This window comes from Nonomuraea sp. NPDC052129, from assembly GCF_040680095.1.
Taxonomy (GTDB): domain Bacteria; phylum Actinomycetota; class Actinomycetes; order Streptosporangiales; family Streptosporangiaceae; genus Nonomuraea.
The window spans coordinates 95,462-118,270 of record NZ_JBFAVX010000009.1 but is presented as its reverse complement, the minus strand read 5'-3'; the positions used below and the strand labels follow the sequence as shown (position 1 = coordinate 118,270).

Sequence of the window (22,809 nt, the reverse complement as noted above, 5' to 3'; positions counted from 1 at the left end):
CCTACCCGGCATAGACGCACATGAGACAACGCGGCGTCCTTCTCATCGGCCATCTCGTTGCACACCGGGGTTTCGTCATCACGCCTCGTCCGCACCCCCCAGAAGGGAAACCGCACATGGAATCGAGCAACGTGGATCGCAGAACACTGTTCCGCGCTGGCGCCGCGACGGCCGGGGCCGGCCTCGCATCGATGATGGCCTCGTCAGACCCTGCCGCGGCAGCATCCGCCGACGCCCAGGAGTCGGGCAACACCGCCAAGCCCCGCATGGTGCTGGGCACCCAGAGGCGCTCGCCGTCTGAGGCCGTGCTCCAGGAGTTCAAGCGCCACGGCGTCGCCCGAGTGTGCGGCTACCCGGTGGACCCGCCCTACGACCAGAAGACCGGCGATCGCGGGTATTGGCTCGTGTCCGAAGTGGAGCAGGAGAAGGAGCGCATCGAGAGCCAGGGCCTGCAGATGGACATGGTCGCCCTGCCGTTCCTCGAATCATCATTGATCGACACCGACTTCCGTCCCGCGATCATGATGGGCAAGAGTCCTGAGCGGGACCGGGACATCGAGGACATTCAGCGGATGATCGAGGCCTGTGGCCGTGCCGGCGTCGGAACCATCAAATACAACATGAGCATCCTGGGTGTGATGACCACGGGTGAGGTGCCCGGCCGCGGGGGATCGAAGCTACGCCAGTTCCGTGCGAGCGACCTCGACCACACCTTGCCGGACACCATCGCGGGCAAGGTCGATCCGGACACGTTCTGGGAGCGCATCGACTACTTCCTCGAGCGGGTCGTCCCGGTGGCGGAGCAGTACAAGGTGCGTCTCGCCTGCCACCCCCAGGATCCGGGAACGCCGCCGGGCGGGTACCGCGGCGTGGTCGAGAACGTCCTCAGCGTCCCCGGCGGCAAGGGCCTGTTCACGTTCCTGGACCTGCGCCGCAATCGCTACCACGGCCTCAACCTCTGCTGCGGGACGCTGGCGGAGATGCTGTGGAACCCGAAGCGAGAGATCTACCCCATCGTCCAGAGGCTGGCCGCCACCAAGCGGGTGTTCAACATCCACCTGCGCAACATCAAGGGGCGGCGCAACGACTTCATCGAGACGTGGGGCGACGAGGGTGACATCGACCACGCGGAGATCATCAACATCCTGGCCGACGCGGGATACGACGGGGCGATCGACCCCGACCACGTACCTCCGAGTGACGCCGACCCATCGAAGTCGCAGGCATACGCGCAGGGGTACGGCTATATCCTCGGCATGATCGCGGCCGCCGAACACCGAGCAGCGCGACGGAACCCCCGAGAGTAGCCGTTCCGCGGCGTCGACCACCGCAAGATCGCTCAACGCAGCCCCTAAGCGGCGTCCGGCACTGGTCCGCAAGGCGCTCAAAGCCGCTGCGGGCCGTACGAAATATCTGGACAGCGATGAGGCGTCGGAGGCGATCGCGGCAGCGGCCATCGTCGCCTCTCAACGCAGCGGCGTGCCGATCACCTCGCCCTATGCGCCGGACTTCCTGCTGGAAGGCGGCAGGGTGGAGATCGATGACGAACTTGTGGCGCTGGCCGTGCGGGCGTTGGACCGGGTGATGGGCGAAGACTCGGAGTGGCTGGCGCTCTGGGAGGAGAGCGGCTCCTCTCCGGAAGCCGTGGCCGTCATAGAAGGCATTCGCAGTGCTCTCTAGAACGGCCCCGGTCCACATGGATGGACCGGGGCCGTTCGTCGTGACCGGGCTTGGTCTACCTCTCCTTTGGAGGCTGCGGGTCACAGGCTGCGGGCGGTGATGTCGCCGCTGGAGGTGGTGGCGTGGATGTCGAGCTCTGCGGTGCCGTCGTTCTTGAGGGCGTTGGTGATGCGGCCGTGGGTGGTGCCGGCGTCGAGGGAGGCCGAGACGCCGGCGGCGGCGCTGATCGTGATGTCGCCGGACTCGGTGCGGAGCACGACCTTGCCGCCGGTGGCCTCGGCGATCCGGATGTCGCCCCGTGCGGTGCTGATCTCCGCGGCGCCGCCCAGCCGGCCGACCTCGACGTCGCCGTCGGTCGCGGTGAGGCGGAGGCTTGCGGTCTCGTCCAGCTTGATCTGGTGGTAGGCACCTTCGAAGGTGACGTCGCCGAGGCGGCCGACGGCCCGGAGTTCGGCGCTGCCCGACTTCGCCTCGACACGGGAACCGGTGGGCAACTGGATCGTCACCTCGACGGATCCGGTCGGGCCGAGGTACTGGTTCTTCGTCGCGGTCTCAATCCGCAGGACGCCGTCGGCGTATTCCACCGTGGTCTGCTCGGCGGCCTTGACGTCACGGCCCTTGGAGGCGTTGGCGGGCAGGACCTCAACCGTGGTGTCGGCCCGCTCAGAGGCGATGAACTGAACGCGCCCGGCGGGGATGTCCAGGACGGCGGTGATCGGGGCGAGGGTGTCGAACGTGTGCATCATGTGCTCCTTGTGCGGTGTTCTTTCGATGTCCACCATCGCTAACCGCTCTGATACCGGGCTGTCGCCGTCCTGACGCCGCCGCTGACATAACGCGGAGAGCAGCCAGCCGGGCCCCGGATCCACCCTGCCGAGGTGATGGAACGCGGTGCCGGTGGTACGGACAGTTCCTGTCGGACGTGCCTGGAAGGATCTCCAGCGTTGACCCCGACGACGTGGAGACCTGATGAACGCCGACGACTACGCCTGGTTCGACGACCACGACGAAAGTCTGGCCATGGCCTTCTGCATCACGTTCGTTCGAGGGCTGACCCCGCAGGAGGCATTCGACCGGCTGGGCATCACCGTCCATCCGGAGGCGGGCATCGAGGACCTTCTCGACGAGAGGGCGGTCGCTGCGAGCGCGGTCGAGGGCGGCGTCATCCTCATCGAGCCCAACGGCTTCGCCGGGATACAGGACTCGGTGACCAAGCCGCTGTCGGCGGGGACGGTGACAGCTTCTGTGTTCCTGAACATCAACGCCGACCAGCACTTTGTCCACGCAGCCGATGGCGAGGTGGTGACCAGGTTCGAGCCTGACTATCCCGGCTCCCGATCGGGCAGTGATGAGGATCGACTGCTGGCGCACATGGTCGCACTCGGCATGCCCATCGAGGATGTCGATGACGACGATGAGGACTGGGGCGATCCGATCCACACCGCGTTCGCGCTTGCCGAGCGGGCCACGGGAGTGCGGCTCACGCCGCAGGCCCTCGACAATCCGACCCTCATCGGATCCACCAGGCCCTCACCTGACATGGATGCCCAGGTGGGGCAGTTCCCACCAGGGACCCGCTCTGATCGACACTCCTGGTCTCTTGGCTGACCGTTCCTGGCACTCGCACAGAGACGCGCGGAGCGCACGTCAAGCGACGTGACCAAGAGAGATCGTTTCCCCGTGTCCCGAGCGACCGGCCACAGGACACGCGGTGGCATACCTTCGGCGAGTGCACGGGCCGGTCGTACCTGAAGCGGTTGCGGTGAGGTGATCCGAACTGTGAGTGCGGAGGTCAGGCGCTCCCGTTGAACGGCGTGAGTCGTAACCTCAGGGACGTCGGGGCAAGGTCCTGCGCATAAGGCGCGAAGTTCGCGACGTCGGCGAACGGGAATCCGCACGCCTTGAGGTCCCGGGTGTTCTCGTGCAGACGGCTGAGGCTGAGCAGCTCATCGAGAGTTGCCGCTCGGCTTTGGTAGATGGGCAGATGGTCGTTCGCGAAGTAGCCGCGCGCCGCCCCGGGAGCCGCAGGTACGCTTCTTAATGTATCCGACCGTGCACTTTACGTGACTATGCGAGGTCGGAATGTGCGGCAGTCGAGGGAAGGAAAGATGCGCGAGGTGCGCCAATTGTACGGATTCGAGCTGGAGCTCGAAGTGAGCGAATGGCTCAATAGTCTCAGCGACAGCGATTTCAAACGAGTCGATGAGGTGGCTGGCCTGCTCGCCGAGAAGGGCGCCGAACTTGGCGGACCGTGGTCGGACCACTTGGAAGGTCCGGTCTGGGAGCTCCGGGTACGGCTTCGGGATGTTGCGGCCCGGGTAACGTACTGGTGTACTGCCGACAGGACCATCGTGTTGCTCACGGTCTTCCGCAAGACCAAGCAGCATGATCAGCGACAGATCGATCGGGCGGTGTGGGCGCAGAAGATCTGTGAACGAGACCACAACGGACCGGTGACCGAGATCTTTGAGAGGCAGGTGTGATGGCCGGCTACCACACCCGCTGGGTACGCCCTGAGGTGCGACCGGATGATCCCGAACGGATCGCGATTCAGGAGGCCCTGGCCTTCGGTAAGGCCGTCTACGACCGTCGGACCTCTCTCAATCTGACCGTTGAGGAACTCGCCCAACGGGCGGGCATGACCGTAGACGAGATCGAATGCCTGGAAGAAGGGGGCACGACACCTACGGTCGCATTGTTGCGGTATATGGCTGCCGCTCTCGACGCGGATGTGCGGTTGACGTCCGGGCACGATCTCGGTTCGGTGTGGTTCGAAGCCCACGCAGCCTGAACGAAGCCATTGGTGGAAGCACCCGCAGTCGAGAGGTGGATGGTCGGCAGGTCGCGTCCCGTACACCGCTGGCGGCGTCAAGCTGGAATGTCAGGCGGTCCCGTTGAACGGCGTGAGTCGTAGCCGCAGGGCTGTTGGGGCCAGGTCCTGTACATAGGACGCGTAGTTCGCGACGTCGTCGAATGGGAACCCGTAGGCCTTGTGGTCCCGGGTGTTCTCGTGCAGGACCCGCGCGTAATGGTTGCTGACCGACGTGAGATAGAACGTGCTCCGGTCGGTCGTCGGCTGGTCGGGGTGGTTGTGCAGGGTCGAGCGGTTGAACGCGGCGCCGAGGATCGCCGCGACCGGGCCGGAGGTGCCGCCGGCGTCCAGGGCGCCGTTGCAGTAGAAGATGTCGCGGGTGCTCGGCCGTGCGAACGTCCGGATGCCGTTGTTGAAGACGAGTTGGCCGCCGGACACCCGCCCGGTGTACGTGGTTCCGCCGACCGCCACCCGCAGGTTGGCCGACGCGTACGTGTTCCAGACCTGCGTGATGTACGGATCGAAGTACGTGGAAGAGAAGATGCCCGAGTCGACGCCGTGTCCCGGAGCGATCACCCGGAGGTTGTCGCCGACGATGAGGGGCCGGAAGGCGGGGTTGGCCGCGATGCCGGCGAAGATGGTGTCGCGGCCGTTGGGGACGAGGGTGCCGACGGTCTGGCTGGACTGCCCGTCGAGCCGGAGCTCCATCGGGATGCTGAACATGTCGACCATGGTGGTGTTGCAGAACATGCCGTCGCTCTTGAACGTGAACTCCATGAAGTCGTGCAGCACGCCGTAGCTGGGGTCCGAGCTCACCCAGCCGGCCGGGTGCTGTAACGCCGGTCGGCCGTTGCCGTCCGTGACCACCCTGAACTTCACCTTCTGGCCGATGGAGACGTAGATGCGGCCGGACATCCATGGCAGGTTGAGGCGGGTGTCGCCGTTGGCGGCGAGCGGGATGGACAGGTCGGCGAAACCGTCGGGGCCGTTGAGTGAGCCCGATACCGGCACTCTCGTGCCGTCCGAGCGGACGTAGACCTGCTGGCCGGTGGCCAGGTCGGTGCCGACGATGTAGAGGAAGATCGCGTTGTTGGCGTACCGGAAGGTGTGGTTGACGACCGTCAGGGGGAGCGTCGTGGCGGCCTCGGCTCGGGGGGCGAGGGCCAGCACCGGAGTGGCGGCGGCTACCGCCGCGCCGGCGAGTAGGGTTCGTCTTGTGATCATGGTTCGAGCTCCTCACGGTCCTGCCGGCTGCGGGGTCACCTTGCCGCCCAAAGGCTAAGAGAGCGCTCTCTCGCAGCATTTGGTTAAGTTTCTTTTCTGTAAAGCGAGCTGTCAAGGGCATGGGTGGCGGTCAGTGGAGGTGGGGTCGTGAATCTGCTCGACGACGATGCGCTCGAACGTTCCTCCGTCGTGGCCAATTGCCGGATGAACCGCGAACGTCGCCTGCCCGGCTACAACCGCGAGTTGGGCATCGACGTCGTCGACACACTGCGTGCCCGGCGGCGCGTGGGGGAGCCCGTGCGTTGGCTCGATCTGTGCTGCGGGACGGGGTACGCCCTCGGCCAGGCCGCCGATCTGCTCGGTGGCGAGGGCGACAAGGGCGGCGACGGCGGCCAGGGTGGCGAGGCTGAGATCGTCGGTGTGGATCTGGTCGACTTCTTCGCGCGCCCGCCGTGCCCGCCGCGCCTGCGGCTGATCACCGCCTCCGTCACCACATGGCGGCCCGAGCATCCCTTCGACCTGATCACCTGCGTGCACGGGCTGCACTACATCGGTGACAAGCTCGGGTTACTTGCCAGGATCGGCACATGGCTCGCCGATGACGGACTGTTCATCGCGAACTTCGACGTTCGCGCCATCCGTCTGGAGGGCGGCGCGCCCGCGGGCCGCCGCCTCACCACGTCGCTGCGCTCGCAGGGCGTGACGTACGACGGCCGGACCCGGCGGATCGGCTGGACGGGGCGGCGTCTCATCGACCTGCCGTACCGCTACCGGGGGTCCGACGATCAAGCCGGTTCCAACTACACCGGCCAGCCCGCGGTCAACTCGTACTACGAATACCGCTGAGCTGGGGTCTTCCCATTAGCTCGTGAGCAGAGCTAATCTTTTTGGTATGAGCACAGCGGATCTACCCGACGCCCTCGTCGGTGTCCTGACCGGTATCCAGCGGCTCATCCGGCGTCGGCTGCGTCAGGGGATGACCGGGCCGCCGCTCCGTGGCGCCCAGGTCGAGTTGCTGCGGCTGGTGGGCGCCAACCCCGGCATCGGCGTCTCGGCGGCGGCCAAGGAGCTCTTTCTCGCGGGGAACTCGGTGTCCACGCTGGTCAACCAGCTCACCGCCGCCGGGCTGCTGCGGCGCGAGATCGGTCATGACGACCGCCGCTCCGCCCGGCTGCTGCTCACCCCCGAGGCCGAGGCGCGGCTGCGGGCGTGGGAGGAGCGGCGGGCCGCGCTCGTTCGCGAGCAGGTCGAACGGCTCAGCGAGGAGGACCGGGTAGCGCTGGCCGTCGCGCTTCCGGCGTTGCGCAGGCTGGCCGAGGGTCTGCGAGAGGAGGCGGAAACGCTATGAGTGACGACACGCCGGCCGTCGCCTGCACCGGCCTGCGCTACTCCTTCGGGCAGACCAGGGCCGTGGACGGCCTTGATCTGACGGTGGTCTCCGGCGAGGTGTTCGGCCTGCTCGGTCCCAATGGCGCGGGCAAGACCACCGCCATCCGCTGCGTGACCACGCTGCTGCCCATCCCGTCCGGGATGGTGCGGGTTTTCGGGCACGACGCGGCCACCGAGCAGATGGCGGTACGCCGCCTGCTCGGCTACGTACCCCAGCAACTGTCGGCGGACGCGAGCCTGACGGGGCGGGAGAACGTCTCCCTGTTCGCCCGCGTCTTCGACGTCCCCCGGCGTGAGCGGGCGGCCCGTGTCGAGCAGGCGCTGGAGGCCGTGGGGCTCGGCGACGCCGCCGACCGGATGGCCGCCACCTTCTCCGGCGGCATGGTACGCCGCCTCGAACTCGCCCAGGCGCTGGTCAGCGCGCCGCGCCTGCTCATGCTCGACGAGCCGACGATCGGGCTCGACCCCATCGCCCGCACCAGCGTGTGGGAGCACATCATGGCGGTACGCGCCGCCACCGGGATGACCGTCCTGGTCACCACGCACTACATGGACGAGGCCGACCAATACTGCGACCGGGTCGCACTCATGCACCAGGGACGCGTACGGGCGCTCGGCACACCGCGGCAGCTCACCGATGACCTGCGCGCCCGCCTCGGCGACGGCTCGGCCCCGACGCTGGAGGACGTCTTCCGTGACGTCGCCGGCAGCGGCCTCGGCGACGGAGGAGGGGAGTTCCGCGATGTCCGACGTACCCGCACCACTGCCACTCGACTCGGCTGACAGGAGCGGCTTCGACCTGCTGCTCGTTCCGCCGCGCCCTCGCACCGGGTGGCGGGTGCTGCCCGCCAGGGTCGCCGCGATGTGCGTGGTGGAGCTGCAGAAGCTGCGCCACGATCGCACCGAGCTCTACACCCGCGCGATCCAGCCGGCCCTGTGGCTGTTGATCTTCGGCGAGACCTTCACCCGGATCAAGGTGATCCCCACCGAGGGCATCCCGTACCTGGACTATCTGGCCCCCGGGATCATCGCCCAGTCCACCATGTTCATCGCCATCTTCTACGGCATTCAGATCATCTGGGAACGCGACTCGGGCGTCCTGACCAAGCTCCTGGTCACGCCGACGCCGCGGGCCGCGCTGGTCACCGGCAAGGCGTTCGCCGCCGGGGTCAAGGCGATGATCCAGGCGGTGGTCGTGGTGCTCATCGCCGCGCTGCTGGGCGTGAGCATGACCTGGAACCCGATCCGCCTGGCCGGGGTCATCGTCGCCGTGTTGCTCGGCTCGGCGTTCTTCTCCTGCCTGTCGGTGACGATCGCCGGGATCGTGCTGACCCGCGACCGGCTGATGGGCATCGGGCAGGCCATCACGATGCCGCTGTTCTTCGCCTCCAACGCGCTCTACCCGACCACGGTCATGCCCGACTGGCTGCGGTACATCAGCGTGATCAACCCGCTCAGCTACCAGGTCGACGCGCTGCGCGGGCTGCTGCTCGGCATCCCCACGAACCTGCCGCTGGACTTCGCGGTGCTGCTCGCGGCCGCCGCGCTCGGCATCACGGCGGCCTCCTGCCTGCTGGGGCGGCTGGCGCGGTAACTCACCGGCTCAGCCAGGTGAGGGCGCCGGTGACCAGGGCTTCGACGCCCATCGGCAGGGTTGGGGAGATCAAGGGGGCGAAGAAGGGGGAGTGGTTGCCCGGTACGTCCTCGGCCAGGCGGCCCTCCCGCTCGGCGCGCGCGTACTGGGACGGATCGATGCCACCGAGACCCCAGAAGACGGAAGGCACCCCGGCGGCGGTGCCGAAGACGCCGAAGTCCTCGCTGCCCATCATCGGCGCCAGGTCGGCCACCCGGGCGGCCCCGAAGCGGGTGGTGAAGGCGTCGGTCACGTCGGCGGTGGCGCCGGGATCGTTGGCGGTCAGGGGGAAGGCGTTGAGGGTGTGGAACGAGGGCGGCCGGGGCGCGCCGGACGCCGCGGCCTCGGCGTTGACGACGCGTTCGATCGCGGCCAGCAGGGTGCGGCGGACCTCGGGGGAGAACGTGCGGATGTTGAGCGTGATGGACGCCTCGTCGGCGATGACGTTCTCCTTGTGGCCCGCGTGAATCTGGGCCACCGTCAGCACGGCGCGCTCGAAGGGGGACACCTCGCGGGAGACCACCGTCTGCAGGCGCATCACGATGGCCGCGGCCAGGACCACGGGGTCGACCGTACGTTCCGGCTGAGAGCTGTGCCCGCCCCTGCCGTACAGGCGGATCTCCATGCTGTCGGCGGCGCCCAGGATCTCTCCCGGCCGGATGAACACCGTGCTTGCCGGTCGCGGGAGGACGTGCTGCCCGAGAACGACGGACAGCCGGCCGGTCAGGTCGAACAGCCCGTCGTCCACCATGGCCTGAGCCCCGGCCGCGATCTCCTCCGCGGGCTGGAACAACGCCACGAGCGTGCCCGCCCACTGGTCGCGGCCCGCCGACAGCAGGTGCGCGGCCCCGGTCAGGCAGGCCACGTGCATGTCGTGGCCGCAGGCGTGCATGAGCCCGTCATTGGTGCTCGCGTACGGCAGGCCGGTCCGTTCCAGCACCGGCAGGGCGTCCATGTCGGCGCGCAGCGCGACCGTCGGGCCCTCCCCGTTGCGCAGGACGCCCGCCACGCCGGTGCCGCCGATGCCGGTGCGCACCTCGAACCCGGCCTCCCGCAGGCGATCGGCGGCGATGCCCGCCGTGCGCTTCTCCTCGAAGGCGGGCTCGGGGTGCTGGTGCAGGTCCCGGTAGAGCGCGGCGAGCTCGTCCCGGGCCGCGTCGTCGAGCCGGCCCATCACCGCGTCGATTCCCCTCATACGAGTCCTTCCAGCGTGATGATCTCCTTGATGAGGGTACGGCGAGCGGTGTCGAGCTGGTCCGGGGCAGGGATGATTCGGGGGAAGCCGTCGGGCAGTTCGCGGAGTACGGCGTTGTACAGGGCGCTACGGCGAGGCTGGCGCGCCGGTCGCGGCAGGCGGAACAGCGCGGCCACCAGCCGGTCCACGGCGCCGGTGTCGAAGACGGACTCCCACGCCTGCCGCTCCGGTCCGAATCCGAAGCCCTCACTACAGTCGAGCAGGCGGGACGCGGCGGTGGCCGCCTCATCGACGGTGAGCCCGACAGCGGTGCTGTCGAGCACCACGCCGTACTCGCGCGCCGCCGCTTCAGGCGAGACCACCCCGCGCTCCACGTCGCGCAGGACGGCGGCGGGGTCCCTGGTGCACGGGTCGCCGTAACCGCCCGCGCCCGAGGTCAGGAGGGTGACGACGTCCCCACGCTCCAGCGGCAGCACATCGATCTTGAGATGCCGGCGCTCTCCCGGCGTGCCCGGGTTGACGATCAGCTCCGTAGGCGCGCCGGGACCGCCGCCCCGCACGCCCCACGGGCGGAAGCACAGCCGTTCCAGCCCCCGGGCCAGCAGTTTCGAGCCGTCGTCCAGCACACGGAAGGTCAGTTCGAGACCGCAGCCGCCGCGCCAGCGCCCGGCGCCCCCGGAGTCCGCCCGCAGGCCGTAGCGGAGGATCTCGACGCCGATCTCCGTCTCGACCGTCTCCACCGGGTTGTTGGACAGGTTGGAGATACCGCTGTCGCGGCCGTCCACTCCGTCGGCGCCGTCGCGGGCGCCGGTTCCGCCGACCATCGGCTCCAGCACCTGGACGTTCTGCTGCTCGGCCACCACGACGGGCACCACCAGGCCGCTGGAGGCCGCCGGGAGGATCGCCGGAGCGGCGAGCCCCAGCGCGCCGCCGACCGCGTCGTTGACGCGGGACGCCGAGGCATGCCGTACGCCCACGGCCGCCGGGCGCAGGGGGTTGACCAGCGAGCCCTCCGGCGCGGTGACGCTGATCGGCTCGATGAGCCCGGCGTTGAGCGCGATGCCCGGGTCGAGCGTGCAGATGAGCGCGAGCACCCGGGTGGTGATCCAGGCGTGCGGCCGGCCCAGGGTCGCGATGTTGAAGGCCGCGGCGACCTGCGGATCCGTACCGGTGAAGTCGAGGTGCAGCTCGCCCGCGTCGAGGGTCGCGGTGACCGACAGGCGTACCGGGATGCTGGAGACCGCGTCGTCGTCGAGGTAGTCGACGAACCGGTAGGTGCCGTCGTCGAGCCGGGACAGGGCGGCCCTGGCCTTGCCCGCGGTGTAGGAGACCAGGTCGTCCTGCGCCGCGAGCACCGTGTCCACGCCGTGCTGGGCGATGACGCCCGCGAGCCGTTCGCGGCCGGTGCGCAGGGCGGCGAGCATGGCCCGGATGTCGCCCAGGTTGGCTTCCGGCGTGCGGCTGTTGGCCGTGATCAGTGCCTCCACGTCGCGGCTGGGCTCGCCCGCCCTTACCAGCTTGACCGGCGGGATCTGCAGGCCCTCCTGGTAGATCTCGTCGTTGATCGGCGACAGGCTGCTCGGCACCCGGCCGCCGATGTCCGAGCAGTGGATGAACGCCCAGCCGTAGCCGACCACCTCGCCCTCATGGAAGTACGGCTCGATGACCTGGATGTCGGTGAGGTGGGTGGCCAGGCCGCCGGACCGGTACGGGTCGTTGGTGATGATCACATCGCCCGGTTCCAGCGGCCCGGCGCTCCGTACCGCCTCCAGGAGGTTCAGCCCGACGAACCCCGACACGCCGATGCCGCGCGGGTAGGCGACGAAGCCGCCGTCGAGCCCGGCGAGTGCGCAGCAGAAGTCGGCGGTCTCCTTGACGTACAGAGACCGGCTCGTACGCTGCAGCGTCAGGCACATCTCCTCGGTCAGGGCGCTCAGCCGGTTGCCGACGATCTCCAAGGTGACGGGGTCGAGCCGCACGATCAGGCCTTTCGATGTAGATGCAGGTTTCCGGCGCCGTCCACGTCCCCGGACCAGCCGGGCGGGACGACCACGGTGGTGTCGTCCTGCTCGACGATCGCCGGGCCGTCGAACGCGTCGCCCACGCCCAGGGCCGTCCGCAGGTGGACGTCGGCGGCGTGCCACGCGCCGTCGAGCAGGACCTGCCTGCGGCCGTGCGGGGTGGGACGTCCCGTTCCCGGGGCTACAGCGGCGGACGGCAGCTCGGCCACCGGCCCGACGACGCCCAGCCTGGCGGTGCCCAGCTCGATGGGGGCGTGCTGGTCACGGAAGCCGTACAGGCGCTCGTGCTCGGCGTGGAACGCCTCGGAGATCGCCGCCACCTCGAACCGGCCGGGATCCAGGGCGACACGGAGCTCGTACGCCTGGCCGGAGTAGCGCATGTCGGCCGAGTAGGACAGCGAGGAGCCTGCTGCTGCTGCGGCGGACTGTTCGGTGAGCCAGGCGCGGGCCTGGCCGGACAGTTCGCCGAGGACGTCGGCGAGGCGAACGGCGCTCGTGGGGTCGAGGCGGCGGCGCAGGCTGCGGGCGAAGTCGCGGCGCAGGTCGGCGCCCGCCGCGCCCAGGGCGCAGAAGGTGGCGGCCGTGGGCGGTACCACGATGTGGGTGATGCCGACCTCTTCGGCGAGCATCGCGGCGTGGGTCGGGCCCGCGCCCCCGAACGGGACGAGGGTGAACAGCCGGGGGTCGAGGCCGCGCTGGGCCATGATCTTCTGGAGCTCGGTGGCCATGCCCGCCGTGGCCACCCGCAGCGCGCCCGAGGCGACTCGGTGCGCCGCCTCCTCAGCGGCGCCGTCCCCCGCGGAGCCCAGGCGGGTGGCGAGGTCGGCGAGGGACTTGCCGGCGGCGTCCGCGTCGAGCCGCATCCGGCCCCCGAGGAACGTCGCCGGATCGATCAGCCCCGTCGCCAGGTAACAGTCGGTCACCGCCGGACGGTCCCCGCCCCGGCCGTACGCCACCGGGCCGGGCTCGGCCCCGACGCTCTCGGGCCCTACCTTGAGCACCCCTTGATCGTCCACCCGGACGACGGACCCGCCGCCCGCCCCGATCGCGCTCACCGCGACGACGGGCACGATCAGCGGCAGCCCGCCGACCGTGGTGTGCGTGGCGAGTTCGGGCGAACCGTTGACGGTCACGGCGATGTCGCTGCTGGTGCCGCCCATGTCGAAGGTGACGATGGCGCCCATGCCGAGCCGGGCGGCCGCGGCCACTCCGGCGGCCGGGCCGGACAGGACGGTCTCGATGGGCCGTTCGGCGGCGGAGCGCAGGCTCATCGACCCGCCGTTGGACGCGCTGATGAAGATGGGGGCGGGCACGCCCAGCGCGCGTACCCGGCTCTCCAGCCGCCCGAAGTAGTCGCGCATCAGCGGCTGGATGTAGGCGTTGAGGCAGGCCACCAGCGCCCGCTCGTACTCGCGTACCTCGGGCCAGACAGTCGCGGAGGCCATCAGCGGCAGCTCCGGGAGCCGCGCCCGCAGGCCGGCCGCGACGCCCTCCTCGAAGTCCGGGTCGGTGTAGCCGTGCAGGACCAGGACCGCCGCCGCGTCGGCCCCGGTGGCGAGCAGCCGGGCGGCGACGCGGTCCAGTTCCGGCGCGTCCGGCTCGGCCACCGGCACGCCGCCGGGGCCCAGCCGGGCGGAGATCTCGACGATCCGGTCACGCGGGACGAGCGGCTCCTCCTTGCCCGCGTACAGGTCGAAGGAGGACGGCATGCGGCTGCGGCCGATCTCCAGGATGTCCCGGTAGCCCTCGGTCACGACCAGGGCGATCCGCGCGCCACGGCGCTGGATGATGGCGTTCAGCCCGATCGTGGTGCCGTGGGTGATGCCGCCGATCTCCTCGGGCCGCAGGCCGGCCTGGGCGAGGATGGCCGCCAGCCCGTCGGCGACCGCTCTGGAGGGGTCGGCGGGCGTGCTCGGCTCCTTGTGGTGGACCACCAGGCCGCGTTCCGGTACGGCGGCGACGAGGTCGGTGAACGTGCCCCCGACGTCGATGCCGATCCGCGCCATCAAGGGAACAGCCGTAGTCACAAAGCCTCCGAAATACGAGCGAACCTATCGGCGATCACCATCACGACCACGCTCGCGGCCATGAGGAGCGTGGACACCGCGGCCATCGACGGGTCGAGCTGGTACTGCACGGCCGAGAAGATCCGCAGCGGCACCGTCGTCGTGTTGGCACCGGCCACCAGAGCCGTCACGGCCACCTCGCCCAGCGACGTGACCGCGGCGAGGATCGCGCCCGCCAGGATGCCCGGCCGCAGCAGCGGGAGCGTCACGGTGAAGAAGACCCGGACCCGGCCCGCGCCCAGGCTGGTCGCGGCCCGTTCGAGCGCCGGGTCGAGGTTCGCCGCGCTCACCATGACCGCGCGCACCACGAAGGGCAGCGCGACCAGCGAATGCGCCAGCCACAGCCCGGGGACGCTGTTGATCAGGCCGACGCCGTGGAAGTAGTAGAGCAGCCCGAGCGCGGTGATGATCTCCGGGACCATCAGGGGCGACAGCGCCAGCCCCTGAAGCAGCCGCCGCCCGGGGAAGGAGCCCTGCGCCAGGCCGTAGGCGGCCAGGGTGCCGATCACCACGGTCGTCGGTACGACCATGAGCACGAGGATCCCGCTCAGCCGGAACGACACCTGCCAGTCGGGCGAGCCGAGCACCTCGGCGTACCAGCGCAGGGACAGCCCGGACGGCGGGAAGGCCATCGAGGCGTCCCGGTTGAACGAGCTCACCACCAGCACCACCAGCGGCGCGATCAGGAACAGGAAGACGGCCGTCGCGCAGGCGCCGCCCAGCAGCCCCACGGCCCGGTCGTAGCCGAATCTCCGTCGTCGCTCAGCCATGGAGCCGCCGTTCCCAGATCCGGAACCCGCCCGCGAGCAGCGTCGTGGACAGGAGGGTGAGCGCCAGCAGCGCGAAGCTGAGCGCGGCCGCGACCGGATAGTTGAACACCGTCTCCACCTGGTCGTAGACGCGGATGCCGGCCAGCGGCTGGGTGACGCCGCCGACCAGCAGCGGCGTGATGTAGATCCCCATGGCGAGGGCGAAGACGATGAGCGCGCCGGTGACCACGCCGGGCAGGCTGAGCGGCACCGTGACCCGCAGGAACGTCCGTACCGGCCCGGCGCCGAGCGTCTGGGAAGCCCGGTGCAGGTTGTGGTCCAGCCCGCCGAGGGCGGTCGTGAGCGGGATGATCGCGAACGGCAGCAGCACGTGCGTGACGGCGATCACGACCGACGGGTAGCTGGTGAGCAGCCGCGCGGGCTCGTCCCGCAGGCCGGTGGCGACGAGCAGTCGGTTGACGACCCCGTTGCCGGACAGCAGGACGACCCATCCGTAGGTGCGTACCACCACGCTGGTCAGCAGCGGCGAGATCACGATGACGAACAGCAGGGTGCGCATCGTCCCGGGGGCGCGGCGGGCCAGGACGTACGCGGCCGGGTACGCGAGCAGCACGCACAGAGTCGCCACCAGCAGCGCGGTGGCCAGGGTCTCCAGCAGCGAGCCGTAGAAGTAGGGCTCGGTGAAGATCCGCTTGTACTGGTCGAGGGTGAAGCCGGGCAGCGCCGTGTTGTAGGAGTCGACCGGGCTGAAGCTGAGCCGGAGCAGCTCCACGAGCGGCACCAGGAACAGCGCCGTCAGGAAGACGACCAGCGGAGCCACGTACGTCAGACCGGCCCATCGTTTGGCACGGGTCATCCGCCCGCTCCTGCGTCTTCGCCGCCCGCTCCCGTGTCGAGGACGATCACGTCCGCCGGGTCCCAGTGCGCGACGACGCCCGAGCCCGCGCCCGGTGGGTCGGCGGAGTCGGCGCCCGTGTCGGCGACCTGCACGGTCAGCGTGCGCCCGTTCGCCAGCCGCACCTCCACGTGCCAGGCGTCGCCGGCGAAGGCGCGATAACCGACCGTGCCGGGCACGCCCTGGCCATCAGCGCCCAGCCGGATGCGTTCGGGACGAATCGCGACCACAGCCCGGCCGCCCTGCCGGACCGGCAGCGGGCCGGCGTCGAGCAGGATCCCGTCCACGTCGAGCCGGCCGTCGGCCACCGTGCCCTCCAGGACGTTGGCCGCGCCGATGAACTGCGCGACGAACCGGGTCGCCGGCCGGCGGTAGACCTCGTCGGGGGTGCCGAGCTGCTCGATCCGGCCGCCGTTCATGACCGCGATCCGGTCGGACAGAGCCAGCGCCTCCTCCTGGTCGTGGGTGACGAAGACCATCGTGGTGCCGATGCGGCGCTGGATGGCCCGCAGCTCCACCCGCATCTCCCTGCGCAGCTTGGCGTCGAGGTTGGACAGCGGCTCGTCGAGCAGCAGGACGGCGGGCCGGATGGCGAGGGCGCGGGCGAGGGCCACCCGCTGCTGCTGCCCGCCGGACAGCTGCCGGGGGCGGCGGTCCGCGTAGCCCTCCAGGCCGACCAGGCGCAGGGCCTCGCGTACGCGTTCTTCCCGCTCGGCCCGGTCCAGCCGCCGGATCCGCAGCCCGTACGCCACGTTGCCGGCGACGGTCATGTGCGGGAACAGCGCGTAGCTCTGGAAGACCATGCCGAGCCCCCGCCGGTACGGCGGGCGGTCCGTCACGTCGGCGCCGTCGATCACGATCCGCCCGGCCGTCGGCTGCACGAAGCCGGCGACGCAGTTGAGCAGGGTCGTCTTGCCGCAGCCACTGGGCCCGAGTATCGACAGGAACTCGCCCTTGCGGATCGACAGCCGCTCCAGATCGAGCACGCGGGCGCCCTCGTAGCCGGCGGCCAGGCCCTCGATCTCGACGTGTCCGGCGCCTTCCTCGGGCAGTTCGATCATCCGAAGATCTGGTTCCACCGCTGCTGCCATTCGTTCAGCTTGGGGGTGGCGACCGCGTAGTCGACCCAGATGAACTTCCGGTAGACCTCGGGGCCGTGCTGCACCCGCTGGTCGAACTCCTTGCTGTAGGTGATCGTGTCGTTCCCGGCGGCGTACCAGGTGCCCTCGCCGAACGGCTTCTGGTTGGGCGCCGCCGTCAGATAGTCGAGGAACTTGGTCGCGAGAACGGTCTTCGCCGTGCCGGCGGCGACGAAGTAGGAGGTCAGCGCGCCCACCGGGCCGGACTTGGGATAGGTGTAGCCGATCGGCGAGCCGGCCTGCTCCATGGCGAAGGCGCGGCCGTCCCAGAAGGGCATGATCCAGGCGTCGCCGTTCTCCATGACCGTGGCGGCGTTGCCGGCGTTGGCCGGGAACGACGACACGCAGCCCTTCAGCTTCGCCAGCTGGGTGAACGCCTTGTCCACCGCGGCGGGGTCGGACAGCTTGCCGCCCTGGGAGGTGACCAGGGCGGAGAAGAACTCCAGGCCCGGGTTGTAGGTCAGGGGCGGCAGGGCGACATGGCCGCAGTACTGCTTGTCGAAGATGTCCGACCAGTCGGCGGGCGGGTTCTTGATCTTGTCGGTTCGGTACATCAGCCCGGTCGAACCCGTGGTGAGCGGCACCCCGTACTGCTTGCCGTCATAGGCGGACTTCTCGGTCAGTACGGGGTCCAGCTCCTTCCAGTGCGCCAGCCGGTCGGTCGGAAGCGGCTGGAGCAGGCCGGTGGCCGCGGCGGGGCGCGAGGCGTCGGGCGTGAAGGCGATGACGTCGAACGGCGGGTTCTCGCCGCCGGCCGCGCGCAGCTTGGTGAGCCATTCGGCGTTCGCGCCGTAGACGAGGTTCACCTTGACGCCGGTGTCACGCTGGAACGGCTCGACGAACGACTTCTTGAACAGCTCACCCCAGGCACCCGCGAACGCGGTGACCGTGATCTCCTGCTTCGCCGCATTCGTCGAGCCGCCGCCCGTGTCCACTCCGCCGCACGCCGCGAGCCCCAGCACGATCGCCACGCCCGCTGCCGCAAGGCGTGTTGTTCCGCCCCTCATCAATCCCTCTCTGTCTGAGCCGCCAGTCAGGCCCGAAGACAAAAACCGACTATAACAGTCGGAATGATGGGTTACTTTACCCCATGTCGAGTTTGGCCTGGGGCGCCCCATACCCCACTTATTGCGATGTATGGCAGTCTGACTGGCTGTATGGGGTAAATGGCGGGGTCACCGCCGGCTGAGCCGGTGGGCGAGCCGGTCCAGCGACAGGTTGATGCCGATGAAGATGGCCGCGATGAGGATGGCCGCCGGGATGATGTTCGAGAAATTGGCCGCGATCCCGTTCAGCCCCCGGTCCACCAGCTCGTCGTAACCCACGATCAGCCCGAGCGCCGAGTCCTTCAGGAGCACCACGAACTGGCTGATCACGGCCGGCATCATGGCCCGGAACGCCTGCGGCAGCAGCACCAGCCGCATGACCTGCCCCTTGCGCAGCCCGATCGCGTGGGCCGCCTCCGCCTGGCCGCGGGGCAGGCTCAGCACCCCGGCACGGATGATCTCGGCGATCACCGACCCGTTGTAGAAGGTCAGCCCGAACACCACAGCCGTGAAGGCCGAGACGTTCACCCCGATGAGAACGTACGAACCGAAGAACGCGAAGAAGATGAGCAGCAGCAGCGGCACGGCCCGGAAGAACTCGACCACGGCCGCCGCCGGCCACCGGATCCACCGGTGGTCCGAGAGGCGGGCCGTCGCGAAGACGAGCCCGAACAGGCCCGCCAGCACGACACCCGCCAGCGCCGCGGCCAGCGTTCCGGCCAGTCCCGGCAGGATGAAGGTGGTCCACACCTCCGGCCGCAGGAACGGCGTCCACTTGGCGGCCGACCACTGCTCCTTGGCGTCGAACCGTACATAGATCACATAGGCCAGCGCCAGCAGCACCAGCGCGATGACCCCGGCCAGCACCCGGTTGCGGCGCGCGCCGCGCGGCCCCGGCGTCTCGTAGAGGTTGGCGTAGCTCACCGGGCCACCGCCAGCCGCCGCGACAGCCAGCCGAACAGCAGGCCCATGGGCAGGCACAGCAGCACGAACCCGGCCGCGAACCCGAGGAAGATCTGCATCACCTGGTCCCCGTACGTCTCGATCATCTCCCGCATCCGCACCGACGCCTCGCTCACGCCCACCACGAGCGCGATCGTGGTGTTCTTGGTCAGCGCGATCAGGATGCTGCCCAGCGGCGCGACCACCGCGCGGAACGCCTGCGGCAGCGTGATCAGCCGCAGCGTCTGGAGGAAGCCGAGCCCGAGCGAACGGGCGGCCTCGGCCTGTCCCACCGGCACCGTGTTGATGCCCGAGCGCAGCGCCTCGCAGACGAACGCCGAGGTGTAGGCGGTCAGGCCGATGCAGGCCAGCCAGAAGTTGTTGGTGGCGATGTCGGACGAGAGCTCCACGCCCAGGTTCGCGCCGACGCCGAGGCCGGTGAACAGCAGCACCAGCGTCAGCGGGGTGTTGCGGGCCACGGCCACGTAGACGGTGGCGGTACGGCGCAGGGTCGCCAGCGGCGCGACGCGCATGGCCGTCAGCAGCGTGCCGAGCAGCAGCGAGCCGAGCGCGCTCACCGCCGTCAGCCACACGGTCATCCAGAAGGCCGCGACGACGGTGTCCCACTCCAGGAGCAGCGCGTCCATGATCAGTACTGCTCCAGCTTCGGGGCCTCCGGCACGGTGAAGCCGGCTCCGCCGAAGCTGGTCTCCAGCGCCTTCTTCCAGCTACCGTCGGCGAACATCTTGGTCAGCGCCTCGTTGACGGCCTTGCGGCCCGCCGAGTCGTCCTTCTTGAGCCCGATGCCGTACTTCTCCGTACTGAACGGCTTGCCGGCCACCTTGAGCTTGCCGGTGTGCTGCGCGGCGTACCCGGCGAGGATGACGTTGTCCGTGGTGATCGCGTCGAGCTGCCCGCCGAGCACCCGGTCCACGCACGCGGAGTAGGTCCGCTCTTCCTGCAGTTGCACCTCCTTGGCGTAGCTGTCCTTGACCTTCTGCGCCGACGTCGACCCGGCGACCGAGCACAGCTTCTTGCCGTTCAGCGCGTCGGGCCCGGTCAGCGTCGCGTCGTCCGCCCTGACCAGCAGGTCCTGACCGGCCACGAAGTACGGCCCGGCGAAGGAGACCTTCTGCTTGCGCGCGTCGTTGATGGAGTACGTCGCCACCACCATGTCCACCTGGCCCTGCTGCAGGAACGCCTCCCGGTTGGCCGACACCGTTTCCTTGAACGTGATGTCCTTGGCCTCGACGCCCAGCGACTTGGCCACGTACTTGGCGATCTCGATGTCGAACCCGGTGAAGGTGCCGTCCGGCGTCCGCAGACCGAGCCCCGGCTGGTCAGCCTTCACTCCGATGACCAGCTTCTTGTCGTTCTTGGCCTTGTCCACGACCGAGTCGTAGCTCGCCTGGCCGCCGCCGCACGCGGTGGCGGTGGCGGTGAGGGCGACGACGGCGAACACCGCGTAAAGGGATCTTCCAAACATGACGCGTCCTTAGTGAGTGAGGATCTTGGCGAGGAACGACTTGGCGCGCTCACTGCGCGGGGTGCCGAAGAAGTCGTCGGGGGCGTTCTGCTCGACGATCTCGCCGTCGGCCATGAACACCACGCGGTCCGCGGCCCGGCGGGCGAAGCCCATCTCATGGGTGACGACGACCATGGTCATGCCCTCACGGGCGAGCGCCGTCATCACCTCCAGCACCTCGTTGACCATCTCCGGGTCGAGGGCCGAGGTGGGCTCGTCGAACAGGAGCACCTTCGGCTCCATGGCCAGCGCGCGGGCGATCGCGACGCGCTGCTGCTGGCCACCCGACAGCTGCGCGGGGAACTTCGCCGCCTGACCGCCGATGCCGACGCGCTCCAGCAGCTCGTACGCCTTCTTCTCGGCGTCCGCCCTGCTCTTCTTCAGCACGTGGACCTGCCCGAGCATGACGTTCTCCAGAACCGTCTTGTGCGCGAACAGGTTGAACGACTGGAACACCATGCCGACCTCGGCCCGCAGCCGGGCCAGTTGCCGCCCCTCTTCGGGCAGCGGCATGCCGTCGATCCGGATGGTGCCGGAGTCGATGGTCTCCAGCCGGTTGATCGCGCGGCACAGGGTGGACTTGCCGGCGCCCGACGGGCCGATGATCACCACGACCTCGCCCCGCCGTACGCTCAGGTCGACGTCCCTGAGTACGTGATGATCGCCAAAGCGTTTGTTGACTTGGTCGAGGACGACCAGCCCCTGTTCGGACACGGGTAACGCTCCTTCCGTCCGCGTTGGCGCAACGGTAGGAGCGGCATGTGTCACGCAGAGGGTTGTGCGCGTTCTGCTCAGTGATCGGCGGGCCGGTTAGTGATCAACCGGCGGCTTGGCCTGTGTGGCGGTCGCGCCGGACAGGCCGATGGTGTCCCTGAACGCCCGATCCCACTGCCCGTCGCGCAGATAGCGCCCGATCAGCCCGCTGAGGTAGTCGCGGAAGGCGACGTCCTCCTTGCGGACGCCCATGCCGTACGGCTCGCGGCCGAACGGCTTGCCGACCAGCCGGAGCGCGCCCGGACGCCGCTTCACCAGGCCGAGCAGGATCGTGTCGTCGGTGCTGATCGCGTCGATGCGCCCGGCCGTGAGCGCGGGCACGCATTCGCTGGAGTTGTCGACGATCACCAGCCGGGCGCCGGGCACGCGTTCCCGCAGCCGGTCCAGGGAGGTGGAGCCGGTAGTCGTGCACACCGCCCGGCCGTCGAGATCCGCCACGCCGTCGATGCGCTTGTCCCCGGCCCTGGCCAGCACGTCCTGTCCGGCGTAGTAATAGGGGTTGGTGAAGCCGACGATCCGGCTCCTGGCCGGTGTGATGGAGTACGTCGCGACGACGATGTCCACCACGCCCTGCCGCAGGAAGTCCTCGCGCTGCACGGGCAGGGTCTCGACGAACCGGACGTTGCGCTCGCTGCCGGTCAGGTCCTTGGCGACCAGTCTGGCCATCTCCGCGTCGAACCCGGTGATCCGCCCGCTGCCCGGGTCCTTGAACCCGAACAGTGGATAGTCGAACTTGATCCCCACCGTGAGCATGCCGCTCCGCTGGACGCGGGCCATCGTGGAGCCCTCGGGGAACGCGGGCTCCCCGGAGGAGCCGCAGGCCGCCAGTGCCAGGCAGGCGAGTACGGCGAGCAGCGCCCGGACCGGCTTCACCGCACCCAGTACCGGTGCTGCGGGCGGCCCGTCGGCCCGTACCTCAGCCGGGCCTCGACCTGCCCCCGCTCGACCAGGTGCTCCAGATAGCGGCGGGCGGTCGCCCTGCTGACACCGATGGCCTCGGCCAGCTCGTGCGCCGACAGATCGTCCTCGACCGCGGCCAGCCCGTCGAGCACCGTCTGCTCGGTCGCCGCCGAGATGCTCTTGGCCCGGGGAGAGGCGTCCAGATGCAGCGAGCGGAAGATCCGGTCGATCTCCTGCTGCTCGACGAACCTGCCGTCCGAGCCGAGCTGCTCGACCGTCGCCGCGTACCGCAGCAGTGTCTGCTCCAGAATCCCGGCCCTGGTCGGTTTGACCAGGTAGTACAGGGCGCCGCGCTGCATGGCCGCGCGCACCGCGGCCGACTCCTTGTGGCTGGAGATCACGATCACGTCGGTGGGCGGCTGGTCCGGGCGCCGCAGCCGGTGCGCGACCTCGAGCCCGGGCAGGTCGGGCAGGTGGAGGTCGAGCAGCACCAGCCGTGGCGCGAACCGGCGGGCGGCGGCGAGCGCCACCTGGCCGGTGTGCGCGATTCCCACCACCTTGAACCCGGAGACGCGGTTCACCTGGGCGTGCAGCGCGGCGGTCACGACCGGGTCGTCGTCCACGATGAGAACGGTGATGTCCCCCGCTCCAGGCATCGCCACACTCCTAGCTCGACTGTGATCGACGCGGGCATCTTAGGGACGTTGTGTTACAACAAATCGCGTTCTGCTCCTTTTGCTCAGCGCGGGGCTTCGCGCCAAGCTCCCGCCTCCTACTGTGTTCTGCGGTGTGTCAGCG

At 69.5% G+C, this 22,809-nt stretch carries 23 protein-coding genes and 1 pseudogene; 9 read left to right on the top strand and 15 right to left on the bottom strand.

Annotation, left to right across the window (positions count from 1 at the left end; translation table 11 throughout):
* Positions 1-131: 131 nt before the first annotated feature.
* Positions 132-1,307: a mannonate dehydratase gene (locus tag AB0L53_RS21875; RefSeq protein ID WP_358428471.1), complete on the top strand. Its 1,176-nt coding sequence runs from the start codon at positions 132-134 to the stop codon at positions 1,305-1,307.
* Positions 1,308-1,344: 37 nt separating this feature from the next.
* A pseudogene (locus AB0L53_RS21870) lies at positions 1,345-1,680 on the top strand (DUF4259 domain-containing protein); the annotation flags it as partial.
* A gap of 80 nt (positions 1,681-1,760) precedes the next feature.
* On the opposite strand, the gene AB0L53_RS21865 reads toward AB0L53_RS21870, so the two are convergent.
* Positions 1,761-2,423 (bottom strand): DUF4097 family beta strand repeat-containing protein, encoded by a 663-nt coding sequence (locus AB0L53_RS21865; protein WP_363997045.1) that lies wholly within the window; start codon positions 2,421-2,423, stop codon positions 1,761-1,763.
* Between the two features lie 226 nt (positions 2,424-2,649).
* Between AB0L53_RS21865 and AB0L53_RS21860 the strand changes: the two genes are divergently transcribed.
* The 3 genes from AB0L53_RS21860 to AB0L53_RS21850 all read left to right on the top strand — a co-directional run bounded on the left by AB0L53_RS21860 (position 2,650) and on the right by AB0L53_RS21850 (position 4,471).
* Positions 2,650-3,288 carry a DUF6461 domain-containing protein gene (locus tag AB0L53_RS21860; protein ID WP_363996548.1) on the top strand — a complete coding sequence of 213 codons (639 nt, stop codon included), beginning with the start codon at positions 2,650-2,652 and terminating at the stop codon, positions 3,286-3,288.
* A 500-nt stretch (positions 3,289-3,788) separates the two neighbouring features.
* Positions 3,789-4,163 (top strand): type II toxin-antitoxin system RelE/ParE family toxin, encoded by a 375-nt coding sequence (locus tag AB0L53_RS21855; protein ID WP_363996545.1) that lies wholly within the window; start codon positions 3,789-3,791, stop codon positions 4,161-4,163.
* On the top strand, positions 4,163-4,471 hold the full coding sequence (locus AB0L53_RS21850) for a helix-turn-helix transcriptional regulator (protein WP_363996542.1): 309 nt from the start codon (positions 4,163-4,165) through the stop codon (positions 4,469-4,471). Before AB0L53_RS21855 ends, AB0L53_RS21850 begins: the two co-directional genes overlap by 1 nt.
* A 90-nt stretch (positions 4,472-4,561) precedes the next feature.
* Here the strand turns inward: AB0L53_RS21850 and AB0L53_RS21845 are convergent, their stop codons facing one another.
* Complete coding sequence (locus AB0L53_RS21845; RefSeq protein ID WP_363996539.1) at positions 4,562-5,716, bottom strand: beta-1,3-glucanase family protein; 1,155 nt, start codon at positions 5,714-5,716, stop codon at positions 4,562-4,564.
* Between the two features lie 147 nt (positions 5,717-5,863).
* Between AB0L53_RS21845 and AB0L53_RS21840 the strand changes: the two genes are divergently transcribed.
* Genes AB0L53_RS21840 through AB0L53_RS21825 form a run of 4 tightly spaced genes read left to right on the top strand, consistent with a single transcriptional unit; the run spans position 5,864 to position 8,699 of the window.
* On the top strand, positions 5,864-6,562 hold the full coding sequence (locus AB0L53_RS21840; protein WP_363996536.1) for a class I SAM-dependent methyltransferase: 699 nt from the start codon (positions 5,864-5,866) through the stop codon (positions 6,560-6,562).
* A gap of 46 nt (positions 6,563-6,608) precedes the next feature.
* A complete protein-coding gene (locus AB0L53_RS21835; RefSeq protein ID WP_363996533.1) occupies positions 6,609-7,064 on the top strand; it encodes a MarR family transcriptional regulator in 456 nt (151 codons plus the stop codon).
* Positions 7,061-7,888: an ATP-binding cassette domain-containing protein gene (locus tag AB0L53_RS21830; RefSeq protein WP_363996531.1), complete on the top strand. Its 828-nt coding sequence runs from the start codon at positions 7,061-7,063 to the stop codon at positions 7,886-7,888. Before AB0L53_RS21835 ends, AB0L53_RS21830 begins: the two co-directional genes overlap by 4 nt.
* Positions 7,848-8,699 (top strand): ABC transporter permease, encoded by an 852-nt coding sequence (locus AB0L53_RS21825; RefSeq protein WP_363996528.1) that lies wholly within the window; start codon positions 7,848-7,850, stop codon positions 8,697-8,699. The genes AB0L53_RS21830 and AB0L53_RS21825 overlap by 41 nt, the downstream gene beginning before the upstream one ends.
* Position 8,700: 1 nt before the next feature.
* Here the strand turns inward: AB0L53_RS21825 and AB0L53_RS21820 are convergent, their stop codons facing one another.
* The 13 genes from AB0L53_RS21820 to AB0L53_RS21760 all read right to left on the bottom strand — a co-directional run bounded on the left by AB0L53_RS21820 (position 8,701) and on the right by AB0L53_RS21760 (position 22,667).
* On the bottom strand, positions 8,701-9,933 hold the full coding sequence (locus AB0L53_RS21820; RefSeq protein WP_363996525.1) for an amidohydrolase: 1,233 nt from the start codon (positions 9,931-9,933) through the stop codon (positions 8,701-8,703).
* Entirely contained in the window at positions 9,930-11,912 is a 1,983-nt protein-coding gene (locus AB0L53_RS21815) for a hydantoinase B/oxoprolinase family protein (RefSeq protein ID WP_363996522.1), read from the bottom strand. The genes AB0L53_RS21820 and AB0L53_RS21815 overlap by 4 nt, the downstream gene beginning before the upstream one ends.
* A gap of 2 nt (positions 11,913-11,914) precedes the next feature.
* Positions 11,915-13,981, bottom strand: coding sequence for a hydantoinase/oxoprolinase family protein (locus tag AB0L53_RS21810; RefSeq protein ID WP_363996519.1), 2,067 nt, complete (start codon positions 13,979-13,981; stop codon positions 11,915-11,917).
* Positions 13,978-14,790 (bottom strand): ABC transporter permease, encoded by an 813-nt coding sequence (locus AB0L53_RS21805; RefSeq protein ID WP_363996516.1) that lies wholly within the window; start codon positions 14,788-14,790, stop codon positions 13,978-13,980. The genes AB0L53_RS21810 and AB0L53_RS21805 overlap by 4 nt, the downstream gene beginning before the upstream one ends.
* Positions 14,783-15,646 carry an ABC transporter permease gene (locus tag AB0L53_RS21800; protein ID WP_363996513.1) on the bottom strand — a complete coding sequence of 288 codons (864 nt, stop codon included), beginning with the start codon at positions 15,644-15,646 and terminating at the stop codon, positions 14,783-14,785. Before AB0L53_RS21800 ends, AB0L53_RS21805 begins: the two co-directional genes overlap by 8 nt.
* On the bottom strand, positions 15,643-16,764 hold the full coding sequence (locus AB0L53_RS21795) for an ABC transporter ATP-binding protein (RefSeq protein WP_363996510.1): 1,122 nt from the start codon (positions 16,762-16,764) through the stop codon (positions 15,643-15,645). Before AB0L53_RS21795 ends, AB0L53_RS21800 begins: the two co-directional genes overlap by 4 nt.
* The gene (locus AB0L53_RS21790) at positions 16,743-17,795 is read right to left on the bottom strand and encodes an extracellular solute-binding protein (protein WP_363996507.1); all 1,053 of its coding nucleotides are present in this window, start codon (positions 17,793-17,795) and stop codon (positions 16,743-16,745) included. Before AB0L53_RS21790 ends, AB0L53_RS21795 begins: the two co-directional genes overlap by 22 nt.
* Before the next feature lie 204 nt (positions 17,796-17,999).
* Positions 18,000-18,794 carry an ABC transporter permease subunit gene (locus AB0L53_RS21785; protein WP_358428426.1) on the bottom strand — a complete coding sequence of 265 codons (795 nt, stop codon included), beginning with the start codon at positions 18,792-18,794 and terminating at the stop codon, positions 18,000-18,002.
* On the bottom strand, positions 18,791-19,459 hold the full coding sequence (locus AB0L53_RS21780; RefSeq protein ID WP_358428423.1) for an amino acid ABC transporter permease: 669 nt from the start codon (positions 19,457-19,459) through the stop codon (positions 18,791-18,793). Before AB0L53_RS21780 ends, AB0L53_RS21785 begins: the two co-directional genes overlap by 4 nt.
* 2 nt (positions 19,460-19,461) lie before the next feature.
* Positions 19,462-20,298: a glutamate ABC transporter substrate-binding protein gene (locus AB0L53_RS21775; protein WP_363996503.1), complete on the bottom strand. Its 837-nt coding sequence runs from the start codon at positions 20,296-20,298 to the stop codon at positions 19,462-19,464.
* A gap of 9 nt (positions 20,299-20,307) precedes the next feature.
* A complete protein-coding gene (locus AB0L53_RS21770; RefSeq protein ID WP_358428417.1) occupies positions 20,308-21,051 on the bottom strand; it encodes an amino acid ABC transporter ATP-binding protein in 744 nt (247 codons plus the stop codon).
* A gap of 96 nt (positions 21,052-21,147) precedes the next feature.
* Positions 21,148-21,984, bottom strand: coding sequence for a glutamate ABC transporter substrate-binding protein (locus AB0L53_RS21765; protein ID WP_363996499.1), 837 nt, complete (start codon positions 21,982-21,984; stop codon positions 21,148-21,150).
* On the bottom strand, positions 21,981-22,667 hold the full coding sequence (locus tag AB0L53_RS21760; protein WP_363996496.1) for a response regulator: 687 nt from the start codon (positions 22,665-22,667) through the stop codon (positions 21,981-21,983). The genes AB0L53_RS21765 and AB0L53_RS21760 overlap by 4 nt, the downstream gene beginning before the upstream one ends.
* Positions 22,668-22,809 lie beyond the last annotated feature (142 nt).

What these genes read in the sequence shown, in the direction of transcription:
- AB0L53_RS21830 (WP_363996531.1), top strand. Translation starts at nt 7,061, where the DNA reads ATGAGTGACGACACGCCGGCCGTCGCCTGCACCGGCCTGCGCTACTCC.
- AB0L53_RS21775 (WP_363996503.1), bottom strand. Translation starts at nt 20,298, where the DNA reads ATGTTTGGAAGATCCCTTTACGCGGTGTTCGCCGTCGTCGCCCTCACC.
- AB0L53_RS21860 (WP_363996548.1), top strand. Translation starts at nt 2,650, where the DNA reads ATGAACGCCGACGACTACGCCTGGTTCGACGACCACGACGAAAGTCTG.
- AB0L53_RS21865 (WP_363997045.1), bottom strand. Translation starts at nt 2,423, where the DNA reads ATGCACACGTTCGACACCCTCGCCCCGATCACCGCCGTCCTGGACATC.
- AB0L53_RS21780 (WP_358428423.1), bottom strand. Translation starts at nt 19,459, where the DNA reads ATGGACGCGCTGCTCCTGGAGTGGGACACCGTCGTCGCGGCCTTCTGG.
- AB0L53_RS21850 (WP_363996542.1), top strand. Translation starts at nt 4,163, where the DNA reads ATGGCCGGCTACCACACCCGCTGGGTACGCCCTGAGGTGCGACCGGAT.
- AB0L53_RS21805 (WP_363996516.1), bottom strand. Translation starts at nt 14,790, where the DNA reads ATGGCTGAGCGACGACGGAGATTCGGCTACGACCGGGCCGTGGGGCTG.
- AB0L53_RS21845 (WP_363996539.1), bottom strand. Translation starts at nt 5,716, where the DNA reads ATGATCACAAGACGAACCCTACTCGCCGGCGCGGCGGTAGCCGCCGCC.
- AB0L53_RS21835 (WP_363996533.1), top strand. Translation starts at nt 6,609, where the DNA reads ATGAGCACAGCGGATCTACCCGACGCCCTCGTCGGTGTCCTGACCGGT.
- AB0L53_RS21825 (WP_363996528.1), top strand. Translation starts at nt 7,848, where the DNA reads ATGTCCGACGTACCCGCACCACTGCCACTCGACTCGGCTGACAGGAGC.
- AB0L53_RS21800 (WP_363996513.1), bottom strand. Translation starts at nt 15,646, where the DNA reads ATGACCCGTGCCAAACGATGGGCCGGTCTGACGTACGTGGCTCCGCTG.
- AB0L53_RS21760 (WP_363996496.1), bottom strand. Translation starts at nt 22,667, where the DNA reads ATGCCTGGAGCGGGGGACATCACCGTTCTCATCGTGGACGACGACCCG.
- AB0L53_RS21820 (WP_363996525.1), bottom strand. Translation starts at nt 9,933, where the DNA reads ATGAGGGGAATCGACGCGGTGATGGGCCGGCTCGACGACGCGGCCCGG.
- AB0L53_RS21855 (WP_363996545.1), top strand. Translation starts at nt 3,789, where the DNA reads ATGCGCGAGGTGCGCCAATTGTACGGATTCGAGCTGGAGCTCGAAGTG.